Origin of the sequence: Streptomyces sp. NBC_00207 (assembly GCF_045160965.1) — a bacterium.
In the GTDB taxonomy this organism is placed as follows: Bacteria; Actinomycetota; Actinomycetes; order Streptomycetales; family Streptomycetaceae; genus Streptomyces.
In genome coordinates, this window is record NZ_CP130715.1 from 771437 (window position 1) to 793726 (window position 22290).

The 22290-nt window shown below is 71.3% G+C and carries 23 protein-coding genes and 1 pseudogene; 14 read left to right on the top strand and 10 right to left on the bottom strand.

All coding sequences use genetic code 11. The features are described from left to right. Positions 1-15 precede the first annotated feature (15 nt). On the bottom strand, positions 16-1203 hold the full coding sequence (locus OG472_RS04015) for an epoxide hydrolase family protein (RefSeq protein WP_405940885.1): 1188 nt from the start codon (positions 1201-1203) through the stop codon (positions 16-18). 276 nt (positions 1204-1479) lie between these two features. Here OG472_RS04015 and OG472_RS04020 point away from each other — a divergent pair, with 276 nt between their 5' ends. The 4 genes from OG472_RS04020 (at position 1480) to OG472_RS04035 (ending at position 3948) form a co-directional block, all read left to right on the top strand. Further along, positions 1480-2139, top strand: coding sequence for a ScbR family autoregulator-binding transcription factor (locus tag OG472_RS04020; protein WP_405827783.1), 660 nt, complete (start codon positions 1480-1482; stop codon positions 2137-2139). Positions 2140-2263: 124 nt separating this feature from the next. After that, positions 2264-3202, top strand: coding sequence for an alpha/beta fold hydrolase (locus OG472_RS04025; protein ID WP_405940886.1), 939 nt, complete (start codon positions 2264-2266; stop codon positions 3200-3202). Between the two features lie 87 nt (positions 3203-3289). Continuing rightward, the gene (locus tag OG472_RS04030; protein WP_401602749.1) at positions 3290-3619 is read left to right on the top strand and encodes a hypothetical protein; all 330 of its coding nucleotides are present in this window, start codon (positions 3290-3292) and stop codon (positions 3617-3619) included. Positions 3620-3819: 200 nt separating this feature from the next. Further along, a complete protein-coding gene (locus OG472_RS04035) occupies positions 3820-3948 on the top strand; it encodes a hypothetical protein (RefSeq protein WP_401602751.1) in 129 nt (42 codons plus the stop codon). A gap of 284 nt (positions 3949-4232) precedes the next feature. On the opposite strand, the pseudogene OG472_RS04040 reads toward OG472_RS04035, so the two are convergent. Then, positions 4233-4647 (bottom strand): annotated as a pseudogene (locus tag OG472_RS04040) (class I SAM-dependent methyltransferase); the annotation flags it as partial. After that, entirely contained in the window at positions 4644-5315 is a 672-nt protein-coding gene (locus OG472_RS04045) for an HAD family hydrolase (protein WP_405940887.1), read from the bottom strand. The gene OG472_RS04045 and the pseudogene OG472_RS04040, both read right to left, overlap by 4 nt. Positions 5316-5461: 146 nt before the next feature. Here OG472_RS04045 and OG472_RS04050 point away from each other — a divergent pair, with 146 nt between their 5' ends. Then, a complete protein-coding gene (locus tag OG472_RS04050) occupies positions 5462-5893 on the top strand; it encodes a VOC family protein (RefSeq protein ID WP_405940888.1) in 432 nt (143 codons plus the stop codon). A 356-nt stretch (positions 5894-6249) separates the two neighbouring features. Here the strand turns inward: OG472_RS04050 and OG472_RS04055 are convergent, their stop codons facing one another. The 3 genes from OG472_RS04055 to OG472_RS04065 all read right to left on the bottom strand — a co-directional run bounded on the left by OG472_RS04055 (position 6250) and on the right by OG472_RS04065 (position 9881). Next, complete coding sequence (locus OG472_RS04055) at positions 6250-7131, bottom strand: NmrA/HSCARG family protein (protein WP_405827790.1); 882 nt, start codon at positions 7129-7131, stop codon at positions 6250-6252. 160 nt (positions 7132-7291) lie between these two features. Further along, positions 7292-8698 carry a serine hydrolase domain-containing protein gene (locus OG472_RS04060; RefSeq protein WP_405940889.1) on the bottom strand — a complete coding sequence of 469 codons (1407 nt, stop codon included), beginning with the start codon at positions 8696-8698 and terminating at the stop codon, positions 7292-7294. A gap of 208 nt (positions 8699-8906) precedes the next feature. Then, a complete protein-coding gene (locus OG472_RS04065; RefSeq protein WP_401602760.1) occupies positions 8907-9881 on the bottom strand; it encodes a helix-turn-helix transcriptional regulator in 975 nt (324 codons plus the stop codon). Positions 9882-9944: 63 nt separating this feature from the next. Here OG472_RS04065 and OG472_RS04070 point away from each other — a divergent pair, with 63 nt between their 5' ends. From OG472_RS04070 to argB, 5 genes are all read left to right on the top strand, one after another. Next, entirely contained in the window at positions 9945-11090 is a 1146-nt protein-coding gene (locus OG472_RS04070; protein WP_405827795.1) for an epoxide hydrolase family protein, read from the top strand. 156 nt (positions 11091-11246) lie between these two features. Then, a complete protein-coding gene (locus OG472_RS04075; protein WP_405940890.1) occupies positions 11247-12419 on the top strand; it encodes an alpha/beta hydrolase family protein in 1173 nt (390 codons plus the stop codon). A gap of 312 nt (positions 12420-12731) precedes the next feature. Beyond that, positions 12732-13385, top strand: coding sequence for a hypothetical protein (locus OG472_RS04080; RefSeq protein WP_405940891.1), 654 nt, complete (start codon positions 12732-12734; stop codon positions 13383-13385). Between the two features lie 177 nt (positions 13386-13562). Continuing rightward, positions 13563-14201 carry an isochorismatase family protein gene (locus OG472_RS04085; RefSeq protein WP_405827801.1) on the top strand — a complete coding sequence of 213 codons (639 nt, stop codon included), beginning with the start codon at positions 13563-13565 and terminating at the stop codon, positions 14199-14201. 19 nt (positions 14202-14220) lie between these two features. After that, complete coding sequence (gene argB, locus OG472_RS04090) at positions 14221-15126, top strand: acetylglutamate kinase (RefSeq protein ID WP_405827802.1); 906 nt, start codon at positions 14221-14223, stop codon at positions 15124-15126. A gap of 64 nt (positions 15127-15190) precedes the next feature. Here argB and OG472_RS04095 read toward each other — a convergent pair whose 3' ends face one another. Beyond that, positions 15191-15691, bottom strand: a complete 501-nt coding sequence (locus OG472_RS04095; protein WP_405940892.1) for a GNAT family N-acetyltransferase — start codon at positions 15689-15691, stop codon at positions 15191-15193. Between the two features lie 219 nt (positions 15692-15910). On the opposite strand from OG472_RS04095, the gene OG472_RS04100 reads away from it, so the two are divergent. Next, complete coding sequence (locus OG472_RS04100) at positions 15911-17581, top strand: serine/threonine protein kinase (protein ID WP_405940893.1); 1671 nt, start codon at positions 15911-15913, stop codon at positions 17579-17581. 19 nt (positions 17582-17600) lie between these two features. Here OG472_RS04100 and OG472_RS04105 read toward each other — a convergent pair whose 3' ends face one another. From OG472_RS04105 to OG472_RS04115, 3 genes are all read right to left on the bottom strand, one after another. Then, positions 17601-18032, bottom strand: coding sequence for a GNAT family N-acetyltransferase (locus tag OG472_RS04105; RefSeq protein ID WP_405827808.1), 432 nt, complete (start codon positions 18030-18032; stop codon positions 17601-17603). 96 nt (positions 18033-18128) lie between these two features. After that, entirely contained in the window at positions 18129-18755 is a 627-nt protein-coding gene (locus OG472_RS04110; protein ID WP_405940894.1) for a glyoxalase, read from the bottom strand. 58 nt (positions 18756-18813) lie between these two features. Then, entirely contained in the window at positions 18814-19089 is a 276-nt protein-coding gene (locus OG472_RS04115; protein ID WP_327412004.1) for an isoamylase early set domain-containing protein, read from the bottom strand. 249 nt (positions 19090-19338) lie between these two features. Between OG472_RS04115 and OG472_RS04120 the strand changes: the two genes are divergently transcribed. From OG472_RS04120 to OG472_RS04130, 3 genes are all read left to right on the top strand, one after another. Next, a complete protein-coding gene (locus OG472_RS04120) occupies positions 19339-20178 on the top strand; it encodes a class II glutamine amidotransferase (protein WP_401602778.1) in 840 nt (279 codons plus the stop codon). A gap of 8 nt (positions 20179-20186) precedes the next feature. After that, positions 20187-21326: a glutamate--cysteine ligase gene (locus OG472_RS04125; RefSeq protein WP_405940895.1), complete on the top strand. Its 1140-nt coding sequence runs from the start codon at positions 20187-20189 to the stop codon at positions 21324-21326. 119 nt (positions 21327-21445) lie between these two features. After that, complete coding sequence (locus OG472_RS04130) at positions 21446-22273, top strand: ribonuclease BN (RefSeq protein WP_401602781.1); 828 nt, start codon at positions 21446-21448, stop codon at positions 22271-22273. The last annotated feature ends 17 nt before the right edge of the window (positions 22274-22290 follow it).

The following is a 22290-nucleotide window of genomic DNA, read 5'->3' on the forward strand; positions in this document are numbered from 1 at the left end:
GAGTCGCAGGAGGTCTCAGAGTTGCCGGAGGTCCCGGAGTTGCCGGAAGAAGGCCCGTACGTCTCCCACCAACAGCTCGGGCACCTCCATCGCGGGGAAGTGGCCGCCCCGGTCGTACGAGGTCCAGCGCACGATGGTGTCGGTGCGTACGGCGACGTGCCGCAGCGGGATGAAGTTGTCCCGGGGGAAGTCGGCGAGTGCGGTCGGGGTGTGCGACACCTCGGGCGGCTGCCCGGCGTAGTCGGCGTGGGCCCGCTCGTAGTAGATCCGGGCAGCGCTGCCGGCCGTACCGGTCAGCCAGTACAGCATCACGTTGGTGAGCAGCTGGTCCCGGTCGACCGGGCACCTCGGATCGCTCCACTCGTCGAACTTCTCGGCGATCCAGGCGAGCAGCCCGACCGGTGAATCGTTCAGGGCGTACGCGAGGGTCTGCGGCCGGGTCGCCTGGATGTCGGCGTACCCCTGCCGCTCACGCGCCCAGATCCGGTACCGCTCCCAGGAGGCCTGGGTCCGCTCCCGCTCGGCGGCAGGAAGCGCGGCCAGCTCTTCGGGCCGGGGTTCGGCGGTGGCGCCGCCCCCGGGCAGCAGGTTCAGGTGCACCCCGATCACACGACCCGGATGGATCCGCCCGAGCTCCCGCGAGATCGCGGCTCCCCAGTCGCCGCCCTGCACTCCGTAGGACGCGTACCCCAGCCGCTCCATCAGCACGCCGAAGGCCCGCGCCACCCGCTTGAACTCCCAGCCCGCCTCGGTCGTGGGCCCCGAGAGCCCGAACCCCGGGATGCTCGGCAGCACCAGGTGGAAGGCGTCGGCCGGATCCCCGCCGTGTGCCCGCGGATCAGTCAGCGGACCCGCCACCCGCTGGAATTCGACGAACGACCCCGGCCAACCGTGGGTCATCAGCAACGGCGTCGCGTCCGGCTCGGGCGAGCGCAGGTGCGCGAGGTGCACTCGCGCCCCGTCGATGACGGTGGTGAACTGCGGCCACTCGTTCAGCCGGGCCTCCGCCTCCCGCCAGTCGTACCCGTCGCGCCAGTACCCGACGAGCTCCCGCACCCGCTCGAGCGGAATCCCGTACGCCGACCCCGCACCGGGCAGCTCGTCCGGCCACCGCACCCGCCCCAGCCGCTCGCCGAGGTCGTCCAGCTCTCCCTGTCCCACATCGAGCCGGAACCCGCGCAGCCCTTCGCCAAGATCACTCATAGTCCGCATGCTAGACAGCAGGGTCTCCGCCGGTGCGGGCGGTGGCGCGGGGGCCGATGCGTGTGGCATCAACACACCCTCAGCGGAAGGCCGTTGCACCCACCCCCTTCGCATCCACCGAGAAACAACAACGCAAAAACCTCACAACTCCCCGAACTGCTCCCCCACCTCGCGAAACACGTACCTGTCGACTGGTTTTCTTTCGGGCGGCCGGATTACATTGACGTCACACTGCAGCGAGAACCGCTCGAAAACAGCGACCTGGGGGACCAGCACGTGGCGAGGGCCAGACAGGAACGGGCCGAGATCACCCGCCAAGCCATTCTCGACGGCGCGGCCACGGCCTTCGACCTCGGCGGGTTCGAAGGCACCAGCCTCAGTGACGTCGTCAAGCACGCCGGAGTCACCAAAGGCGCCCTGTACTTCCACTTCCCGTCCAAGGAAGCCCTCGCCCGCACCCTGATGGACGAACAGTTCCAGGTCGCCGCGCACGTCCCCACCATCGAGAACCCGGGCCTGCAGACCGCCATCGACCTCACCCACCAGATGGCACACGGGCTGCGCACCAACGTCCGCATCCGCGCCGCCATCCGCCTGGTCGTCGAGTTCGGCTCCTTCACCCACCCCGACCCCACCCCCTACGACACCTGGATCGCCACCTGCCGCAACTGCCTGACACCGGCTCAGGAACGCGGCGACATACACCCCACGCTCGACGTACCGGCCCTCTCCGCGCTCCTCGTCGCAGCCTTCACCGGGATCCAGGTCACCTCGCACGTCCGCACCCGCCGCGAAGACCTGCACGCACGCGTCACCGATCTGTGGGACTTCCTCCTCCCCACCATCGTCCCCCCACAACGCATCGCCCGCTTCCACCCCACCGGCACTTCTCAGCCCGGCACTTCCCTGCCCGCGTCACCGCCCCCCACCGACTGACCCACTCAGGACGGCCTCGCACACGCCGTGGCGAACCACGGGGGTGCTCGCCACGGCGTGGCCGAGGCCGCCCTGCCACCGCAGTGCGATCTTCAGGACTCCTGTGGCGGCTAGCGTTTTGGCCATGCCCGAACTGAAAGCACGGAACGTCGGCCCGTCCGGAATCGAGATCGCCTACGAACGCTTCGGTGCGCCCGGTGCACCTGCGGCCCTGCTGATCACGGGAGCCGGCGCTCAGATGATCAATTGGCCGGAGGGGTTCTGCCAGGCGCTGGTGGACCGCGGCCTGCAGGTGATCCGGTTCGACACGCGCGACACGGGACGGTCGACGCACTTTCCGGACGCACCCGTACCGGATTTCGCGGCGGCCCTGGCCGGTGACCTGTCCACGGCGTCCTACACGCTCTCCGACATGGCGTCAGACACTGTCGGCCTGCTCGACGCGCTCGGCCTCGCCGACGTGCACCTCATCGGCGCCTCGATGGGCGGGATGATCGCCCAGATGGCCGCCATCGAGCATCCGGAGCGGGTGCGCTCGCTCACGTCGATGATGTCCACGACGGGTGAACCCGGTGTGGGCGAGGCCGATTTCTCGGTCTTCGCGGAGCTGGGAGGGCCGCCCGAGGACCAGGAGGCCTTCGTCGACTGGCAGGTGCGCGCCCTGCGCCTCGCCGCGTCGCCGAGGCACGCGTTCGATGCGGCCGCTGCGGCCCAACGGGCCGGACGCGTCTTCGACCGCGGGTACGACGTCCTGGGCATGCAGCGCCAGGGCCTCGCGGTCGTCGCGACGGGCGACCGCACCGAGCGGCTACGGGCGCTGCGGGTGCCCACGCTGGTGATGCACGGCGACTCCGACATCGTGTGCGATGTCAGTGGCGCTCGGGCCACGGCTGCGGCCGTCCCGGGTGCCGAACTGGTGATCCTGGAGGGCATGGGCCACAACCTTCCGCAGCAGTTGTGGCCCGAGCTCGCCACGCACATTTCCGCACTCGTCCACCGCGTCGAGCGAGGCCGGCCGGTCGAACCATTCAGCGGCCTCCGGAAGATCGCGGATCAGTCGTAGGAGCGCGAAGAGGGCCTCGGATACTCACGGAGGTCTGAGTAGCGGACCCCAAGCGGTGTTGGTCGCCCTCCGCCTAGCCTGCTTCCCATGAGTTTCTCGAAGCAGGCCGTCGAACCCGCAGACCAGGCCGAACCGGAGTCCACGGGCACTGGATCGCTGCTGCTGGGCATCGTCGGGGTCGCAACGACCGGCTGTCCGTTCCTGCCGGAGGCCCTCCCACCCTTGATGCGTTTCTTCCCCCTTTACCTCACGCTCCCTCTCGGGATCTGCGCGGTCGTCTGGGGGCTTCCCGACGTGTGGCGTTCGCGGCGTGAAGGGGTACCGGGTCCGGTCCGGGCTCGGTACGGGGTCTTGCTCGGTGCGGTGGCCATCGCGGTGCCGCTGGTCTTCCTCTTCTTCTACCTGCGCATCGGGTGAGCTGCCACCAACCGAGAGCCGACGAGGGCTCCCACGACGTACCACCCGGGGCGGCAGCTCCGGTCCGAAGACGTCGGCCAGTCCGGCCCCCAGGCCGAATACGCCCAGGTACGGCGCGGCGGTAGGCGTTTGCGCCGGTCTCGGGGGAAACGACATTGCGGCTGGCTCGTACCTGGAACGCGACCACGATGAGGGTGCAGGTGAGCATGGTGCCCGAGATGAGCCAGTGCGGGGCGCTCGTGGCACTGACCAGCCAGAGCGGGACGGCCACGGTGAGCGCCTTGAACTGGATGGCCATGATCCCGTCGAGTGCGGTGAGCAGCAGGTAGGGGCGGCCGCTGGTGGTGGCGAGGGGCGGGACCACAAGGGGGGCGGCGTAGACGCCGCGTGCTCCGTACCTGTCGGCCAGATGACCGACCGCGACGCCCAGAGTCAGAGCGACGAGACCGGCGATGCCGAGTCCGAGCCCAACCTGGCCTGCCGGAGGCGAGCGACGGCGTGGTGATCGACCGGGGACGGGACCTGGTCGTATTCGGGTGCTTACGGGGCTCTTCGTAGGACGGCTTTCCCGCCGGGGGAGCCACTTCTCGTGGGCGGCGAGGAGCATGCGGCCGCCGGGGCGCAGGATGCGGTGGAGTTCGGTGAGGTTGGCGGGTACGTCGGGCCAGAGGTTGTTCACGCACAGCACGACGTCGACGGAGCTGTCGGGCTCGCCCGCGCAGGCGGCGGCGGGCCATGGCGAGCATGACGTCGGACGGGTCGACGCCGATCACGTGGGCGGAGTGGCGGGCCGCGGCGTCGAGCCCGGCTCCGGGGCCGGGCCCGACGGCCAGGACGACCTCCTGTTCCGTGGGCGCGGCGAGGGCGACGACATGCCGCTCGGTCGCGGCGTTGCCGTGAGCCCACCGGGCTGCCCGAACCCCTTGGTCAGGAGGCGTTGGGCGATGCTCTCCACGTCGCGTGGAAGCACGTGGAGAGCGGTCAGCCGCGTCGAGGCATGCCCGGCGGGTCCCCAGGTCGATGATCATTCCCTTGCAGCATGAGAACGCGTGCCGGAGGCGAAGGCGAGGATGTCGGCGGCAGCTTCGCCCAGACTGGAGAAGTGCCGGTGCACGCCGTCCACCGCGGCGGGAGCGTTGACCCCCCACACCGTCATGCCCGCGCGCAGCCCGGACAGCACGCCGGTGGGGGCGTCTTCGACGACGAGGCAGTCCTGCGGCGCGGCACCCAACCGTTGGGCGGCCAGCAGATAGGGGACCGGTGAGGGCTTGCCCTCCGCCACGGAGGCGGCATCGACGATGATCTCCGGGACCGGCAGCCCGGTCCGGGCGAAACGCCCGCGCACCCGGTGTTCGTAGTTGGACGTCACCAGCGCCCATCCGCCGGTCGGCAGCGCCTCCAGGAGCTCTGCCGCACCCTCGAACGCCCCGTACACCCCCGAGCGCACGTCCTCGTCCTCCAGTTCGTGCAGCAGGGCGAGGCACTCCTGTGCATCACGTCCGGCAGCCACCTGCGCGAAAGTCTCCATCGGCCTCGTCCGCAACGCCACGCGGTAGACCTCATCGGGATCCAGCCCGTACCGCTGCGCCCACACCCCCCACACCCTGCGCTGATTGTCCACGGCGTCGATCAGCGTGCCATCGACGTCGAACAGGACGAACTTCTTCGCACCGGACCCATCAGAATCACCTATCACAGGTTGATCATGCCAGCAGGCCCCGCAGGCCCCGCTGGCCCAACCAACTCGGTGGCTACGGGCGTTTCGACGTGCCCGACGACACCCGCGTGGGCGACCGTGGACCCACCGCGGAAATCACGACCGGACACCCAGGAGACGCCCCCATGAACTGGACACTCGAAGTCGTCCCCGTCCCCGTCACCGACATGGATCGCGCGAAGGCCTTCTACGCCGAAAAGGTCGGCTTCACGATCGACCTCGACGACGAGGTCGCCCCCGGAGTGCGCATCATCCAGATGACCCCGCCCGGCTCGCGCTGCTCCATCGCCATGCTTCAGGGAATGCCGGCGGCTCCCGGCACCAAGACCATGACACCCGGAACACTCCACGGCCTTCAACTGTGCGTCGTCGACATCGAAGCAGCTCACAAGGATCTGACGGACCGAGGGGTCGATGTCTCCCCCGTCCGCCATGTCGGCGCGACCGGTTGGGAAAGCGGCAAGGGCGGGACCTGGAACTCCTTCCTCACCTTCAACGACCCCGACGGGAACGGCTGGGTGGTCCAGGAAGCCCCCTCGGAACTCGCCGAACGCTGACCACCGGCACCCCCGGCACTCTCGTCGCCCGCGGCCCGTCGCGCCTCACCCGCCCTGCAGGGCTCGGCCCCGCAGGTGCGGGGAGCAGCTCTCCGCTGGAGGATCACTGCGGCGCAACGGCTCCCGAGTCGGGCGGCTGCTGGAGTCCGGACATGTCGACCGCCGCGGTGCCCGCCGGGTGCCGTGCGGGCCACACGTAGCTCTGGTCGGAGCGCGGCACGGTGATGCGGATCGCGTGGTCGATGCGCCCGTTGGCCGTTCACGCGCCGGCGCTGTGCCGTCCTCACGGCAGCCGGCGGTTTGCGCACCGCCTCGCGGTCAGCGCCTCGGCCGGCTGGCGCAAGCCGCAGGTCAGGTCAGTGGTGGGTGGGTGCGGAGGCCAGAAGAGCGGACCAGTTCTGGTCTGCGGCCCAGTCGGTGAAGCTGTGCCAGCCGACTTCGGGATAGTCACGGCGCAGCCCGGCGACATCGACGTCGAGGCCAGAGGTGGTGAAGTACTCGAACATGGCGGCCAGGTCTTCGGACCGGGTGCGTACGTAGGCCAGGGGTACCTCCTGGTGACCGATCGGCCGGCCGATGGCATCCCCGAGGATCTTCGCCATCTCGGCAGGGGTGCGCTCGTCGGAGGCTATGTCGATGCGGCGGCCGGCGAACTCGTCCCGGCGCTGGAGGGCCAGTGCGGCGAACGCGCCGATGTCGGTGGCGGGTATGAGGGTGAGCGGCCGTTCGGCCGGCATGGGCCACGCGAACGTGTCCTGGAGCAGCCCTTCCAGCGTCCAGCCGCTCGCGTAGTTGTCCATGAACGCGGCCGGGGCGATCACCGTCCAAGGCACTCCGGCCTCACGAAGGTGCCGCTCGACCAGATGCTTGCTCTCGTAGTGGGGGACGCCGGTGCCGCGGTCGGCGTGCGCGGCGGAGGTGAGCACGATGTGACCGAGGCCGGCGGCTGCCGCGGCGTCGACGAGGGTCTGGCCCTGCCGGGTCTCCGTGGCGAGGTCTGCGCCGAAGGGAGTCGTCACCGCGAAGAGCGAATCCGCTCCTTCCAGGGCCGCGTCGAGGGACGCACGGTCGTCGAAGTCCGCCCGGCGGACGTCGACACCGAGGCTGCGCAGGGCGTCAGCAGCGGGCGCGTCGGGATGACGGGTGACAGCGCGCACCTGGTGGCCGGCGGCGAGCAGGGCGCGGGCAGTTGCCCCGCCCTGGGCCCCGGTGGCTCCGGTGACGACAACGTTGAGCATGGTTCCCCCACGAGTAGAATCTCTGCGTGGCGCACTTTCTGCGCCACACAGAGAACTGTACGGGATTACTGCGCCGCGCAGCAATAGGGAACGTGCCCGGGCTGCAGAGCCACTACAGCCGCGGTCGGCCGTACGAGCGGGAGCGGGTGACGGCGCCTGCTCAGCGAACGGGGCCCGACAGCAGCCCGGGGAACGTGGCGATGGCCGGGGACAGGGCGCGGGGGGCGGAGGCCGGGGCGTCCGCTGCCGGGGTGCCCGTCGGCGAGGCCTCGGCGGGACGGTTCTTCGCCGCCGGGTCCGAGGCGCGCGGTGCGGTGGCACCGCAGAGGGACCGGTCCCGATAGTCCACCAGGGCGGCGTCGGCCGGGTGCGGGACGAAGGCGGTGCCGTCCTCGTTGAGGCGCTGGTACTTCATCAGGTTGTAGCCGATGGCGAACTGCCGGGTGCCGTCCGGGCTGGACAGTGCCCAGGTGCCGGCACCCCAGACGCCCCCGTCGTGGCCCCAGGCCGGCCCGCAGGGCGTGTCCATGGCGTAGATGCCGAGGCCGTAGCGCATGAGCACGGAACCCTTTTCGTCCTTGACGTCGACAGCGGTGCGCATCTCCTCCAGCTGGCGGCGCGGCAGCAGGTTGCCGGTCAGCAGGGTGCGGTAGAAGGTGTTGAGGTCCTGCGGGGTGGAGATGAGGGCGCCCGCGGTGCCGGCCCAGGTCATGTTGTAGACGCTGTAGTCGCGCGGCGGGTCGATGAGCCCGTAGAAGTTCTCGTACATGCGGGCATGGGCGCCGCGGATGTGCGGGTCGGTGCCGGGGAAATAGGTGTCCCGCAAGCCGGCCCGCCGGATCACGTCCTGCGTGATCAGCCGCTCCGGGTCCTGGCCGGTCACCTTGCGGAGCACCTCGCCCAGCAGCAGGTAGTTGGTGTTGGAGTAGCTCCAGTCGGTGCCGGGTTCGAACAGCTGTGGCCGGGCGACCCCGTACCCGATCAGCTCGGCGGGCCGTACGGTGCGGAACCGGTGGTCGTCGAGGCTCTCCGTGGTGCCCTTCTTGAGGGAGGGGAAGGCGTCCGCGATGTAGTCGTCGATACCGCTGGTGTGGTTGAGGAGCATGCGTACGGTCACCTTGCGGCCGCGCTCGCCGGGCAGGAGTTCGGGCACGTAGTCCGCGACCGGCCGGTCCAGGCCCACCCGGCCCTTCGCGGACTGCTGGAGCACGGCGACGGCGGTGAAGGTCTTGGTGACGCTGCCGACGCGGTGCCGGAGGTCGGGGCGGGTCGGTATGCCGGCGGAAAGGTCGGCGAGGCCGGCGGCTCCGTCGAAGCGGTCGCGGCCGTCGCGCACCGAGGAGTAGACGCCGTACACGCCCGCCTCCTGGATGGCCTTCAGCCTCGCCTGCAGTTGAGCGCGGTCGGGGTGCCGGCCAGACGCCGCGGCATGAGCGGCCTGCGATTCCTCGCCGGCGGCGGTGGCCGCCGGAGCGAGGCCCGCGAGCAGGGCTAAGGCGACGGCGGTGACGGAGGCAACCCGGCGCAGGCGCGGTACGGGTCGGTCGGCAGGAGAGGTGTGGGGCACGGCGGCTCCTCGTCGGTGGCCCGGTGGGGCCCGGCGATCTGGGGACACCTCGATTCTTGGCCCCCTACCCGTGGCACGGCCTCCTCCACCAGGACGAACAAGGCATCAACCTCCAGAAGGAGAGGCACCTTGACAACCCATTACATTTGTCACGCCGACCACCGCTGACTGCCGCCGGCCACCGACACCATCATCGCCACCGCCATCGTCAGCGGAGCGGCCGCTTCCCCGTCGAGCGCGCGTAGCGCTCAGCGAGGCCGCGGAGGTGGGTGACCAGTTCCGGGGGTTCGGTCACGTCGAAGTCGAAGTCGAGCATGCCCAGGTAGACGGCGAGGGTCTGCATCGTGTCGGCGCCGGTGACCAGGACGCAGGTATCGGCGTCGAGCGCCTCGACCGTGCCGACCGCGGGGTTGATCCGCTCGGCCACCGCCGCCGCCGGGGCGTGCACGGTCACGCGTGCGTGGTGGCGCCACGCCGCGCCCGATACCCGTAGCGCAACGTAGGCCGCCACGTCGCCGCCGGGTGGTTCGCGCGGGGCGAAGCGCGGTCCGGTCGGGGTGCGGGGCTGGATCCGGTCGATCCGGAAGGTCCGCCAGTCCTCGCGTTCGACGTCCCACGCCACCAGGTACCAGCGCCGCCCCCAGTTCACCGCCCGGTACGGCTCCACGATGCGGCGGGTGGGCGAGCCCGCATGGTCCAGGTAGTCGAAGCGCAGTCGCTCCTGGTCACGGCAGGCGGATACGAGGGTGGTCAGCACGTCCGCGGACACGGCCGGGACCGGACGGTCCGCCGGCACGGCCACGGTGTACGCCATGAGGGTCCGCACTCGGCGGCGCAGCCGGGAGGGCAGTACCTGCTCCAGCTTGGTCAGCGCCCGCAGCGAGGTCTCCTCCGTTCCGGGGACGGCTCCCTGCGTGGCGGTGCGGAGCGCGATGGTCACGGCCACAGCCTCCTCGTCGTCGAGGAGCAGCGGGGGCATGGCGGCGCCGGCCCCCAGCCGGTACCCGCCGGTGGTTCCGCGCGTGGCGTCCACGGGATAGCCGAGCTCGCGCAGTCGTTCGATGTCGTTGCGGACGGTACGGCCGCTCACCCCGAGGCGCTCGGCCAGTTCGGATCCGGGCCAGGCCCTTGGGGTCTGCAGCAGGGAGAGCAGACGCAGCAAGCGTGCGGAGGTATCGAGCATGAGGACCAGCCTGTTGCGTCATTAGGAAGGCATCGTGCCTATATCGAGAATACTGTCTTACCCATGGAGACCAGCAGCAACACCGACGCCCGGATCCACCCCTTCCGTATCGAGGTCCCGCAGGTCGAGCTCGACGACCTGCGCGATCGGCTGGCACGTACCCGCTGGGGCAGCGAGATCCCCGGAGCCGGCTGGAGCCGGGGCGTGCCCACCGACTACCTCAAGGCCCTGGCCGCGTACTGGGCCGACGGTTTCGACTGGCGCAAGGCGGAGGCGGAGCTCAACGAGTTCCCCCAGTTCACCACCGAGATCGACAGCCAGAACGTCCATTTCCTGCACGTCCGTTCGCAGCGCCCGGATGCGGTCCCGCTGCTTCTGCTGCACGACTGGCCCTGTTCTTTCGTGCAGTTCGCCGATGTCATCCGGCCGCTGACGGAGGACTTCCACGTCATCGTGACCTCGACCCCCGGCACGGGCTTCTCCGGCCCGCTCGGCGAGGCGGGATGGAACACCGGGCGCATCGCCGGCGCGTTCGTCGAGCTCATGAGCAGGCTCGGATACGGCTCCTACGGCGTCCAGGGAACGGGCGGTGGCGCCTGGATCGCCGCCGAGATGGGCCGGCAGGCACCCGACCGGGTCGTCGGCGTGCACGTCAACGGCCTGATCACCTTCCCCTCCGGCGACCCGGCCGAATTCGACGGGCTGACCGCGTCCGAGCAGGAGCGGCTGGCCCGGCTGGAGAACTTCCAGCAGGACAAGATGGGCTTCAACGCCATCCAGTCCACGCGCCCCCAGACCCTCGCCTACGGGCTGCACGACTCACCGGTCGGTCAACTCGCCTGGATCACCGAGAAGTTCAAGGAGTGGACCGACCCGGCCGCCGAGCTCCCCGAGGACGCCGTCGGGCGGGACCGCCTTCTGGCCAATGTCAGCGTCTACTGGTTCAGCGGCACGGCGGGCTCCTCGGCGAACCTGTACTACGAGTCGGGCCACGACCCGAGCGCCTGGGCCCCGAAGCCGCGCGGCACCGTCCCGACCGGTGTGGCCGTCGCCCTGCACACCGACATCGCCATCCGCCGCTTCGCCGAGCGCGACCACAACGTCACCCACTGGACCGAGTTGGAGCGCGGCGGCAACTTCCTGTCGCTGGAGCAGCCGGAGGCGTTCGTCCTCGACGTCCGCACCTTCTTCGGCTCGCTGGACGGCTGACGCCCGCGGCCGCCCCTGCCGCAAGGAGGCCCGGGCAGCCCAGGGCGCTGATGCGCCGACCGGCTGCCCGGGCCGTGCACTCCGGGGACCGCCCAACTTCACGACATGCAGGTAGACTTAGGTAAGCCTTGCCTAAAAATGCCTTAAGGTGTGGGCATGAAAAAGATCATCCGCGTGCTGACGGCGATGGCGGCCGGACTGGCCCTCGCCGCACCCGGCACGCTCGCGACTCCCGCCGTCGCCGCGACCGCCCCGGCAGGCGCCTCCCGGCTTGAACTCCCGCGGCCCACCGGCGCCTTCAGCGTGGGACGCGACACCCTCCACCTGGTGGACCGGGAACGCAAGGACCCGTGGGTGCCCACGGCCGACCGGGAGTTACTGCTGTCGCTGTACTATCCGGCGCTCGCCCGCACCGGAACTCCCGCTCCCTACATGGCCGTTCCCGAGGTCAAGGCGCTGCTGACCGACCGGGGGCAACTGGGCGAGTACGTCACGCCCGAGCAGGTCGCGGGGACCCGCACCCATGCACGCTCGGACGCGCTGCCGCGGCCCGCGGTACACCGCTACCCGCTGATCGTGCTCTCCCCCGGCTTCACCATGCCACGCGCCTCACTGACCACCCTGGCCGAGGAACTCGCCAGCCGTGGTTACGTCGTGGCCTCCGTGGACCACGCGTACGAGTCGGACGGCACCGTCTTCCCCGGCGGGCGGCTCCTCTCCTGCACGGCGTGCGCGCAGGTGTTCCCCGACGGGTCGCTGCACCGGGTTTCCGACGGCCGGGCCCGCGACGTCTCCTTCCTCCTGGACCGACTCACGGGCCCGCACCCCGCATGGCGGTACTCGTGGCTGATCGACTCCCGGCACATCGGCATGGCCGGCCACTCCATCGGCGGAGCGGCGGCCTCGGCCACGATGGCCGCGGATCCGCGCGTTGACGCCGGGGTCAACATGGACGGCACCTTCTTCACCGCGATACCCCAGGGCGGCCTCGGCGGACGCCCCTTCCTGATGCTCGCCGGCGATCCGGCCCTGCTGCCGCCCGACTTCCCCGACACCTCCTGGGAGGACAACTGGCCCCGGCTGGACGGCTGGAAGCGCTGGCTGACGGTCACCGGAGCGGGGCATCCCGCCTTCACCGACTGGCCGGTGCTCGGCGACCAGGCGGGGTACCCGCACCCGGAGACACCCCTCTCGGGCACCCGGTCCCAGCAGATCACACGGGCGTACGTCGGCGACTTCTTCGACCTGCACCTGCGCGGGATGGCGGCGCCGCGCCTGGACGGTCCGACGGCGGCCGACCCGGAGGTCGTGTTCCACCGCAGCAGCTGAGGGCGTACGGGGGCGCCCGCCAGGCCGGGCGCCCCCTGCGGCGACGCGTTCCGCGACCCGGCGGCCGCCTCCGTGCCGGCCTCGACCGGGTATCGCGCGCCCGAGGTGCCGACCAACCGGAGCAACGCGCTCGGCTCGGCCCACCGGGCCATCGTCTCCGACGAGAGCGCATCAGCGAGCTCGCAGGGTGGCACAACCCGCCCTCCCCCGTGTCGCCTTGCGGCTGTCCTCGCGGGCCGGGCGATGGCCCGATTGCAGCCACACGCCTCCCTCCTCACACATTCTGAGGTTAGGCTTACCTAAATTGGGGGTGTGGGGATGCAGGAGAAGGCGCGAGACCAGGCGCAGCAGGACGAGTGGGCCGACGAGGTATTGGCCTGGATGAGTTCCCAAGAGGAAATGGACCGGGCACTGCGCGACGCGTTGCGCCGCACGCCCAGCCAGCGCGAGGAAACGATCGCCCGGATGGCCGACGCCCTCCGCGGGGCCGCCCAGGGACTGACCATCCCCGGCTGCGCCGCCGCGGCCGGCCTCCCCGAGCGCACCCTGCGCGAGTGGCTGGACATCGACGCCAGCTTCGCCGAGGCGCTCCGCGCCGCTCACGCACTGGCCGAGGCGCACGGACTGAGACCGGGGGCGGCGCCCACCCCCGCCGCGCTCCAGCTGATGCTGAACGCGATCCGCAAGGGCGCGGCCTGGCCGGCCGCCGCGACCCTCGTCGGGATCTCCGTCCGCGGATTCAACCGCCTGCGCACCGAAGCTCCGCCGGTCGGGGCCCTGATCGCGGCGGCCCAGCGGGCTCGGTCGGCGAAAGCGGGCGCGAACCAGCGGCGCAGGCTCCCCAAGGGCGCGGGCCGCCACCCCGGATACCGGATCGTGCAGCTCGACGACCCCCTCCTTTCACCGGGATGCCAACCGGACAGCTTCACAGGCGGGTTGAGCGGGCGCATCACGCGCCGGGACTGAGTGCGCGAGCGCGCGCCGACCGGACGGGCGGTGCTTCCCACCCCTTCGAGCAATCGAGTTAGGTTAGGCTAAGTTAAGCGATGGATGAGGGTCGGGGCATCCTCCAGCCCTCGTCGAGCTGCGCGCGCCGTTCACCACCGGCGCCCCGCGAAGCGCCGGTAACGAGGAGATCCAGCCGTGGGCCCTGCGACCATCGACCCCTACCCCATGCCCACCCGGGACGTCGTGCCCCATTCCGCGGCGCCGTGGTCCATCGACCCCGACCGGGCCGCCCTGCTCATACACAACATGCAGAACCACCTGCTCCACCCCTTCCCCCGGAACCGCTCGCCCCTCGTCGACCTGATCGGCAACATCGCCGCTCTTCGCCGGTCCGCACGCCGGCTGGACCTCCCCGTCGTCTTCAGCGCGGAACCCCCGGCCCAACGCCCCGAACAGCGCGGCCTCGTGGCCGAGATGGAGTCCGGACCGACCACACCGGACCGCGATGTGGCGATCACCGGCGAGCTGACCCCGCACCGGGGCGAGCACGTGATCACCAACGCGCGGCACAACGCCTTCCTGCGCAGCCACTTGGAGCGCATCCTGCGCACCACGGGCCGCGACCAGCTGATCCTGTGCGGTGTGTTCGCCCACTCCGGCGTACTGCTCACCGCGGCGGACGCCTTCATGAACGACATCCAGCCGTTCGTCGTCGCCGACGCGGTGGCGGACACCTCCGCGGAGGAGCACGCGCTCGCCCTTCGCTGGACGGCCGCCCGAGGCGCCGTCGTACGCACCACCGCAACCCTCATCGACGAACTGGAAGCCCGATGACGACACCACCCCCGGCCCGGTGAGCGGGCCCGCGGCGCCGCAGGCGCGCACACTCGACGAGGCCCTGCCCCGGCTGGAGCGATATCAAGGCCGCACGGTCGTCGTGAAGTTCGGCGGAAACGCCATGGTGAGCGAAGGGCTCAAGGCGTCCTTCGCCCACGACGTGGTCGCCCTGCGCCGCGCAGGGCTCCGGCCGGTCGTCGTGCACGGAGGCGGCCCCCAGATCAGTGCGATGCTCGAACGGCTCGCCCTGGAGGTCCGGTTCGCCGCCGGACTGCGGGTGACGACCCCCGAGGTGATGGAAGTCGTCCGGATGGTGCTGGCCGGACAGGTCCAACGGGACATCGTCGGCCACATCAACCACCACGGAGCCCTCGCCGTCGGAATGACCGGCGAGGACGCGCGCACACTGTCCGCCGTCCGGCGGCCGGCCCTGGTGGACGGCTCGGAGGTGGACATCGGGCTGGTGGGCGACATCGTGCACGTCGACCCCGACACGGTACGTGGCCTGCTCGAGCGGGGGCGCATCCCGGTGCTCTCCCCCATCGCCCGGGGAGCGGAGGACGCAAACGTCTACAACATCAACGCGGACCTCGCGGCCGCAGCGCTCGCCCAGGCACTGGACGCGGAGAAGCTCGTGATGCTCACCGACGTCGCGGGGCTCTACGCGGACTGGCCGCACAGCACGCGGATCATCGGCCGGCTCACCGCGGGCGAGTTGGAGAAACTGCTGCCTTCGATCGCCGGCGGCATGCTGCCGAAGATGGAGGGCTGCCTGCGAGCGGTGCGCTCCGGGGTCCGGATGGCGCACGTACTCGACGGCAGGGTGCCGCACGCCCTGGTCCGGGACGCCTTCGCGGACGAGCGCGCCGGCACCACGGTGGTACCCGACGGCCCGCCGCCGGAGGACCGCCTCCCCCGCTGAACGACAGGAGGGCCGGGCCGGAGCACCCGCTCCGGCCCGACTCTGCCGTGTGCGCGCGTACGGTTCAGAGGCGCCGGGACAGCACCTGGGACCCGCGCGCGGGGTCCAGCGCCCGCGCCCAGGCGGCGGGAGCGCGTCCCCGGGCGGTCGGCGCGAAGCCGTACCGCCGGAAGAGGTCCGCGCCGCTGGTCGTCGCGGTGAAGACCTCCCGCATCGAGCGGCGCCTCGCCTCGGCGAAGGCGGCCCGCAGCAGGGCGGCACCCAGTCCCCGCCCCTGACTTCCCCGGGCGACGCAGAAGTTGTAGAGCACGGCGGCCCCGTTCCCCTCGTCGCTCAGGGCGACGCAGCCCCGGACGGGAGTGCGGCCGCGGCCGGTCGCGAGGATGAACTCCCCGGCGTGCGCCAGATAGTGGTCGATGGTGCGGGCCCGTAGGGCGCCGGAGCGGACGAAGGCCAGCGAGAGCGAGTGCAGGGCGCGGGCGTCCTGCAGGCGAGCCCTGCGGACCAGTAGCGGGAGATCGTCCGCACCTTGCAGCGGCAGACGGGGGACGGCGGCAGCAATCACAGACTTAGGCTAGCCTTCCCTAAATTGACCCGCAATCAGGCCTCCCGTCCAACAGGGAGTGCAGCAAGGCCGGTTGGTGTACCCACCGGGTCTCGGACCGTGTTCCGCAGGTACGGAAAACGCCGTACATGACCATGTTCGCGCCACTAGAATCCGGCCGGGTTCGGGCACGACGCGGGGGGCCGAGTGGACGCATTGGTACCAGGTGATCCGGCGCGAGTGGGGCCTTACCACGTCGTGGCACGGCTCGGCAGCGGCGGCATGGGGCGGGTCTACCTGGCCCGGACGCCCGGCGGGCGGAGCGTGGCCGTGAAGGTGGTGCATCCGGAGCTGGCCCGGGATCCGGAGTTCAGGCGGCGGTTCGCCCGCGAGGTCGCCGCCGCGCGGGCGGTGGACGGGAGGTTCACCGCACAGGTCCTCGCCGCCGGAGTGGACGACCCGACGCCGTGGCTCAGCACGGTGTTCGTACCCGGGATGTCGCTCGCCGAGGCGGTGGCCGAGCACGGGCCCTTCCCCGAGGCCTCGGCCCTCGCCCTGGCCCGCGGGCTGGCGGCGGCGCTCTCGGCCGTGCACGCAGCCGGGCTGGTGCACCGTGATCTGAAGCCCTCCAACGTACTGCTGGGCCCCGACGGGCCCCGAGTGATCGACTTCGGCATCTCGCGGGCCACCGAGGCGAGCGCCCTGACCAGGACCGGAATGACCGTCGGGTCCCCCGGCTTCATGTCACCGGAGCAGGCCTCCGGGGCCGCCGTCGGTACCGCCTCCGACGTGTTCTCGTTCGGGGCCGTGCTGGCCTTCACCCTCAGCGGCGAAAGCCCGTTCGGGGACGGCGCCACTCCGGCGCTGCTCTACCGGGTCGTGCATTCCGAGCCGCGCCTGGAAGCCCTTTCGGGCGTCCTGCTGGACCTCGTCCGGCGTTGCCTGGCCAAGGACCCGGCGGGCCGGCCTTCCCTGGAGGTCCTGCGCGCAGAGCTCTCGGCCGGGACGGACGGTGTCCACGCGACGGACGGGGCTGACGGGGCCGACATGACCCGTCCCGTCGGATCCGGCTGGCTGCCGCCCGCCGTCGCGCACAGCCTGCTCGCGCGTGCCTCTTCGGCGCTGGCGGCGGACTCCGACCCGTCGCTGAAGGCCGCTCCCGCAGGGCACGAGCCGACACGGGTGGACCCCTCGGCCGCGGCCCTCGCCGACCGTTCGACCCCACCTGAGGCACCCGAGGCAGCCGGAGCGGCCGGGGCAGACAGGACGGGGTCCACGGCCCGCGTGCGGATCCGGAAGGCACCCTTCCTTGCCGCCGCTGCCGTGGTGGTGGCCGCCGCGATCGGCGCCCTGGCGTATACGACGGCTCAGCACGGAAGGGATCCGGACCCGCCCTACGTGTCCCAGGACGACAACGGCGACACTCCTGCCGACACTCCCACGGAGACTCCGACCGACACCCCCTCGCCCACGGGGACGACACCGGAGCCCGGCGAGAGCGCGACGACGCCCGAGGAGCCCGCCCCGGAGACCACCGACCCGTTCGACGGCTGGTTCATGGCGGACGAAGCGGAGATCCGTCTGCCCACCGGGTACGGCATCGACGCCTCCGACTTCAGGAACGCGAAGACGGGGGACGGCTTCGACGTCGACCTGCACAAGAACTGGGACCTCGCCGGGGACGACATCCTGCTGCTCAAGGACGCGGATTCCCACGTGCACAGCGACTGCCTCGCGGAGAAGTGGACCTCCGACTACGGAACCCTCGTGGAGGACGCCGACTGGGGCGTCGACGACAAGATCTGCGTGCGCGTCTCCAGCAGCATGCTGCTCGTCCTGGAGGTCAACAGCATCGCCGACGGCCAGGACGACTACCTGGAGGCCCTCGCCAAGGTGTGGGAGCGGGAGTAGCGCGACAGGGCGACGGCGCTCACTGCTCGCCGAGCACCATCCACTTCTCGGGCGCTCCCAGCGGTGCGAAACCCACTTCGGCGTAGACCGCGTGGGCGTCTGCGGTGGCCAGCAGGATCCGGCGCAGCCCGTAGGGTGCGAGGTGGTCCTTGACGGCACTCACCAGGGCAGTGCCCAGGCCCTTGCCGCGTACGGTGGGATCGATGTAGACGTCGCAGAGCCAGGCGAAGGTGCTCAGGTCGGTGACCACCCGGGCGTAGCCTGCCTGCGCACCGGACGCACTGTCGTAGACGCCGAAGTTCAGGGACTCGGCAATGGCCAGGTCCTGCTTCTCCCGGGGCCGGCCGAGGGCCCAGTACGCGTCCTGCGACAGCCACTGGTGTATCAGCGCGTGATCGAGGCGCTCGGGGGCGGTGGAGATTTCATAACCGGGCGGAAGGGCACTGTTCATGCCCGCATCCAAGCAGCCGGGACGTACGCAGGCCAACGAATACCCGCACGACGGCGGGTGATCCGTCCGGCGTCCGCCACCCGGGTCGGTGACGGATCAGGCGGCGGCCGCCGGGGTCGCCACGGCCTCCCAGGCGTACCCGTCCGGGTCGGTGAAGGCCCCGGCACCGCCGCCGAGGACGAGACGGTGCGATCCGGTGCCGTCGGCGGGGACGCCGACGTCCTTGGCGAGGGCGCGGCGCCCGTACAGCGCCAGCTTGAGGGGACCCCGGCCGGCGGCGAACTCGACGTACTTGCGGCCGTAGCTCTTCGCCACCACGAGGCCCTGGCCGACGTAGAACTTCCTGCTCTCGGCCATGTCCGCGACTCCCAGCAGGAGGACGAGCTGCCAGATCTCCCGGGTGGCCGGGCCGGTGTCCTTCTTCTCCGAGCTCGCGAGCTTCAGGATCGTCCCGTCCGGGGCGCGTACGACGCCGCCGTAGCCCCAGAACGACTTCGAGGCGGGCTTGAGCGTCGTCGCGCCGGCGTCGAGGGCGGCGCCGACGTAGGCGTTGACGTCGGCCGGCTGGGCCACGGTGAGCGACAGCGAGAACCCGCGGAAGCCGGTCGTGGGCGCCTCCGAGGCACGCAGGCGCACCTGCGTGCCCAGGCCGAGGGCGGTGTAGAAGCGGTCGGCGGCCGTGAGGTCGGCCACCTCGAGGGTGACGGATTCGATGGAAGTCATACCCGTCACGCTAGGCGCCGCTCCCCCGCCGTTGCTTCTCGATTCCTGACCGATCCGGTCAGGTGTGCAGACGGCTGTTGGGGCCTTCCTGGTCTCCCGCGCTCTCGTCGTTGAACCAGTAGTCACCGGCCGCCAGGTAGCGGAAGCAGTGGGTGCTCTCGTTGGGCAGCTCGACGGTGACCGCACGCTTGCCGTCCTTGCGCGGCCGCAGGGTGTGGACCCCGGGCTGCCAATCGTTGAAGTCGCCCACCACACTCACCGTCCCGGCAGGGCTGTCCGCGGGGAGGACGAAGGTCACCTGGGTACGGTCCTTGCGCAGCTTGCGCTCCAGCATCAGGGGCTCCTAAGGGCACGGGGGCGGATCCCACCCATCCTGGGCACTGGAGCCGCCGCTCGCATGCCGACGCCGCCGCCGACCCCCCGGCATCACCCTTACGCCACCATCCGTAGCCGGATGCGCGCGGAACGCTCCTGCCCGCGTCCGCGCCCGTGCGGGTCGCGTCCTGCCCCATCGGCGGTTCGCCGGCGCGAACCGCGACACGTGCGGCATTAGGCTCGGAGGAGGCCGAGAAGGAGATGTGGCATGTGTCGCTGGCTCGCGTACCTGGGTTCGCCGATGCTGCTCGACGCCGTGCTCTACCGGCCGGAACACTCGCTGATCAACCAGAGCCTCCGCTCGCGGATGGGCGTCGAGTCGACCAACGGCGACGGTTTCGGCATCGGCTGGTACAGCGGGAACGACGACGGCACGCCGGCGGTCTTCCGTGACATCGGCCCCGCCTGGAACAACCGCAACCTGCGGGAGCTGGCCGCTCACGTGCGCTCCAGCCTGTTCTTCGCGCACGTCCGCGCCTCGACGGGCTCGGCGATCCAGCAGACCAACTGCCACCCGTTCCGTCACGGTCGCTGGCTGTGGATGCACAACGGCGCGGTCACGGACTTCCACCGGCTGCAACGGGACCTCTGCATGGCCGTCGACCCGGCGCTCTTCCCGTCCATCGAGGGCTCCACGGACTCCGAGGTGATGTTCTACCTGGCGGTCACCTTCGGCCTCGACCAGGACGTCCCGGGCGCCGTCGCCCGCATGGCGGGCCTGGTCGAGGACCTCGGAAGGCAGCACGGGGTGCCGAATCCGCTGCAGATGACGATCGCGGTGAGCGACGGCGAGCGGGTCTGGGCATTCAGGTATTCCAGCCAGGGCCGGTCCCGGTCGCTGTACTACAGCAGCAGGGCCGACACCGTACGCCACCTCTATCCGGAACTGGACTACCTCCGCGAGGTCTCCGACGAGACGCGGATCGTGGTCTCGGAGCCCCTGGGTGACCTGCCCGGCGTCTGGAACGAGCTGCCGGAGGCCAGCTATTCGGTGATCCCTTCCAGCCGGCACACGGACTACTTCCCGTTCCAGCCGAAATCGCCATAACCGCGGGTATGCAGGCCATGCGCTCGTCAGGAACACCGTGCAGCACCTCCGGCCGGCTGACCATGGGGGTGGAGGAGGAGTTCATCCTCGTGGACCGCCGCAGCCGGGCCCCGGTGGGCCGGGGACCGCTCGTCATCGCGGCCGCGGCGCGCAGGCTGGGCGCGCTGGTCCAGCCGGAGTTCTTCACCGCGCAGGTCGAGGTGTGCACCAGGCCGACGGCGAGCGCGGCCGACCTGGGCGCCGACCTGGCCGACCTGCGACGGGAGCTCGGGAAGGCCGCGGACGGCGAGCAGTGCCTGCTCCTGGCCTCGGGAACACCGGTGATCCCTCCGGAGCATCCGCTGACCATCACGCCCGACGACCGCTACCAGAGGATCGCCACCCGCTTCCCGTCGGCCGTCGGGGCCCGCGACCAGCTGGTGTGCGGCTGCCACGTGCACATCGGCGTGGAGGACCGGGCCCAGGCCCTGGAGCTCTCCAACCGGATCCGCCCCTGGCTGCCGGTCCTGCAGGCGCTCGCCGCCAACTCCCCCTTCGACCGCGGCCGGGACACCGGGTACGCGAGCTGGCGGGCGGTCGAGCACGCTCGCTGGCCCACGGTGGGGCCCGCCCCCGTCCTGGACGAAGGGTCCTACGAGCGCATCGCCGAGGCCCTCGTAGGGTGCGGAGCCCTCCTGGACCGACGGATGATCTATTGGTACGCCCGGCCCTCCGAACACGTGCCGACGCTCGAGGTCCGTGTCGCCGACGTGAACTCCGATCTCGACACCGTCGTCCTGCTGGCGGTGCTCGTGCGGGGGCTCGCCGCCACCGTCCGGCCGGAGATCGACGAGGGCCGACCGGCTCCGTGTGTCGAGTGCGGAAGGCTGCGGGAGGCTCACCGGCTCGCGGCCCTGCACGGCCTGGACGGTGACGGACTGGATCCGTTCGGCGGGGCGCGCCTTCCGGCCTGGGACCTGGTCGACCGGCTGCGCGAACGGGCCGCACCCGGGCTCCGCGCCTCGGACGACCTGCTCCTCGTCGACACCCTGCTCGACCGGCTGCGCACCGCGGGAGGCGGCGCCGCCGGACAGCGCGCGGCCCACGGGCGCCGCGGGAGGCTGAGCGATGTGGTGGACGCCCTCGCGAGGAACGTGGCCGGCGCCTGACCGCCGCGATGCGGCGGGCGCACCGCGGGGCGCTGCCCGGATCCGTGCTGCCGCACGGCTGGAGTCCCCGGCCGGGACGTCCTACCGTGGGAAAAGCACCAGCTGGAGCGGCCATGGCCATGAGCGGATCCGAGGGGCCCGGACGGCCGTCGTTGCCCGGCCGGCTGGGCAGTACGATCCGCCGGGTGCGGGCCGGCCGCCGCTGGGGGCACGTTCGGGAGCTGCAACTGTGGCAGCGCTCACTGGGATTCGCCGCCCTCGGGTTCCTGACCCTGGTCCCCCTGCTCGTCGTCGTATCCGCTGCGGACGCCACCGGCGGGCAGGGCTTCGCGCAGTGGCTCGGTGACGGGATCGGCGTGTCGGCACCCGCCATGGTGGAGATCAAGCAGCTCTTCGCCCTGCCCGGCCAGGTGTGGCGGACCACGACGGCGTTCGGCCTCGCCCTGCTCACCGTGTTCGGGCTGTCCTTCGGCACGCTGCTGCAGAGCGGCTACGAGAAGCTCTGGGGCCTGCCCCCGGCCCGCTGGTGGGCCAGGTGGCGGCACGTCGTGTGGCTCGCCGTACTGATCGGCGCCCTCTACCTCTCGGCGATCTCCCCGCCGTGGCGCGCCTCCCCTGCCCGCGGCTTCGTCACCGTCGCGATCGGCACCCTGTTCTTCTGGTGGTCCCAGCGGCTGCTGCTCGCCGGCCGGATCCCCTGGACCGCCCTGCTGCCCGGAGCGGTGGCCACCATGCTCGGGCTGTTCGGGCTCCGGGTCTTCTCCCGCCTGGTCTTCTCACCGCTGATCGCTTCCAGCGCCGTCACGTACGGGCCCTTCGGCACGGTCCTGGTCATCCAGTCCTGGCTGGTCGGCGTGGGCGTCGTCGTGTTCGGCGGCGCGCTGCTCGGCCGGCTCCTCCACGACGAACTGGCGCGCCCCGCGACCCCTCCGGAGGAAGGTCGCTGAGGCGCGCCGGGCCCCGC

Excerpts from the sequence above, each read along its gene's own strand:
- OG472_RS04030 (WP_401602749.1), top strand. The coding sequence starts at position 3,290 with ATGAGTTTCTCGAAGCAGGCCGTCGAACCCGCAGACCAGGCCGAACCG.
- OG472_RS04115 (WP_327412004.1), bottom strand. The coding sequence starts at position 19,089 with ATGCTGGAGCGCAAGCTGCGCAAGGACCGTACCCAGGTGACCTTCGTC.
- OG472_RS04130 (WP_401602781.1), top strand. The coding sequence starts at position 21,446 with ATGAGCGGATCCGAGGGGCCCGGACGGCCGTCGTTGCCCGGCCGGCTG.
- OG472_RS04050 (WP_405940888.1), top strand. The coding sequence starts at position 5,462 with ATGAACTGGACACTCGAAGTCGTCCCCGTCCCCGTCACCGACATGGAT.
- OG472_RS04110 (WP_405940894.1), bottom strand. The coding sequence starts at position 18,755 with ATGACTTCCATCGAATCCGTCACCCTCGAGGTGGCCGACCTCACGGCC.
- OG472_RS04065 (WP_401602760.1), bottom strand. The coding sequence starts at position 9,881 with ATGCTCGATACCTCCGCACGCTTGCTGCGTCTGCTCTCCCTGCTGCAG.
- OG472_RS04120 (WP_401602778.1), top strand. The coding sequence starts at position 19,339 with ATGTGTCGCTGGCTCGCGTACCTGGGTTCGCCGATGCTGCTCGACGCC.
- OG472_RS04025 (WP_405940886.1), top strand. The coding sequence starts at position 2,264 with ATGCCCGAACTGAAAGCACGGAACGTCGGCCCGTCCGGAATCGAGATC.
- OG472_RS04070 (WP_405827795.1), top strand. The coding sequence starts at position 9,945 with ATGGAGACCAGCAGCAACACCGACGCCCGGATCCACCCCTTCCGTATC.
- OG472_RS04055 (WP_405827790.1), bottom strand. The coding sequence starts at position 7,131 with ATGCTCAACGTTGTCGTCACCGGAGCCACCGGGGCCCAGGGCGGGGCA.
- OG472_RS04125 (WP_405940895.1), top strand. The coding sequence starts at position 20,187 with ATGCAGGCCATGCGCTCGTCAGGAACACCGTGCAGCACCTCCGGCCGG.
- OG472_RS04075 (WP_405940890.1), top strand. The coding sequence starts at position 11,247 with ATGAAAAAGATCATCCGCGTGCTGACGGCGATGGCGGCCGGACTGGCC.
- OG472_RS04105 (WP_405827808.1), bottom strand. The coding sequence starts at position 18,032 with ATGAACAGTGCCCTTCCGCCCGGTTATGAAATCTCCACCGCCCCCGAG.
- OG472_RS04015 (WP_405940885.1), bottom strand. The coding sequence starts at position 1,203 with ATGAGTGATCTTGGCGAAGGGCTGCGCGGGTTCCGGCTCGATGTGGGA.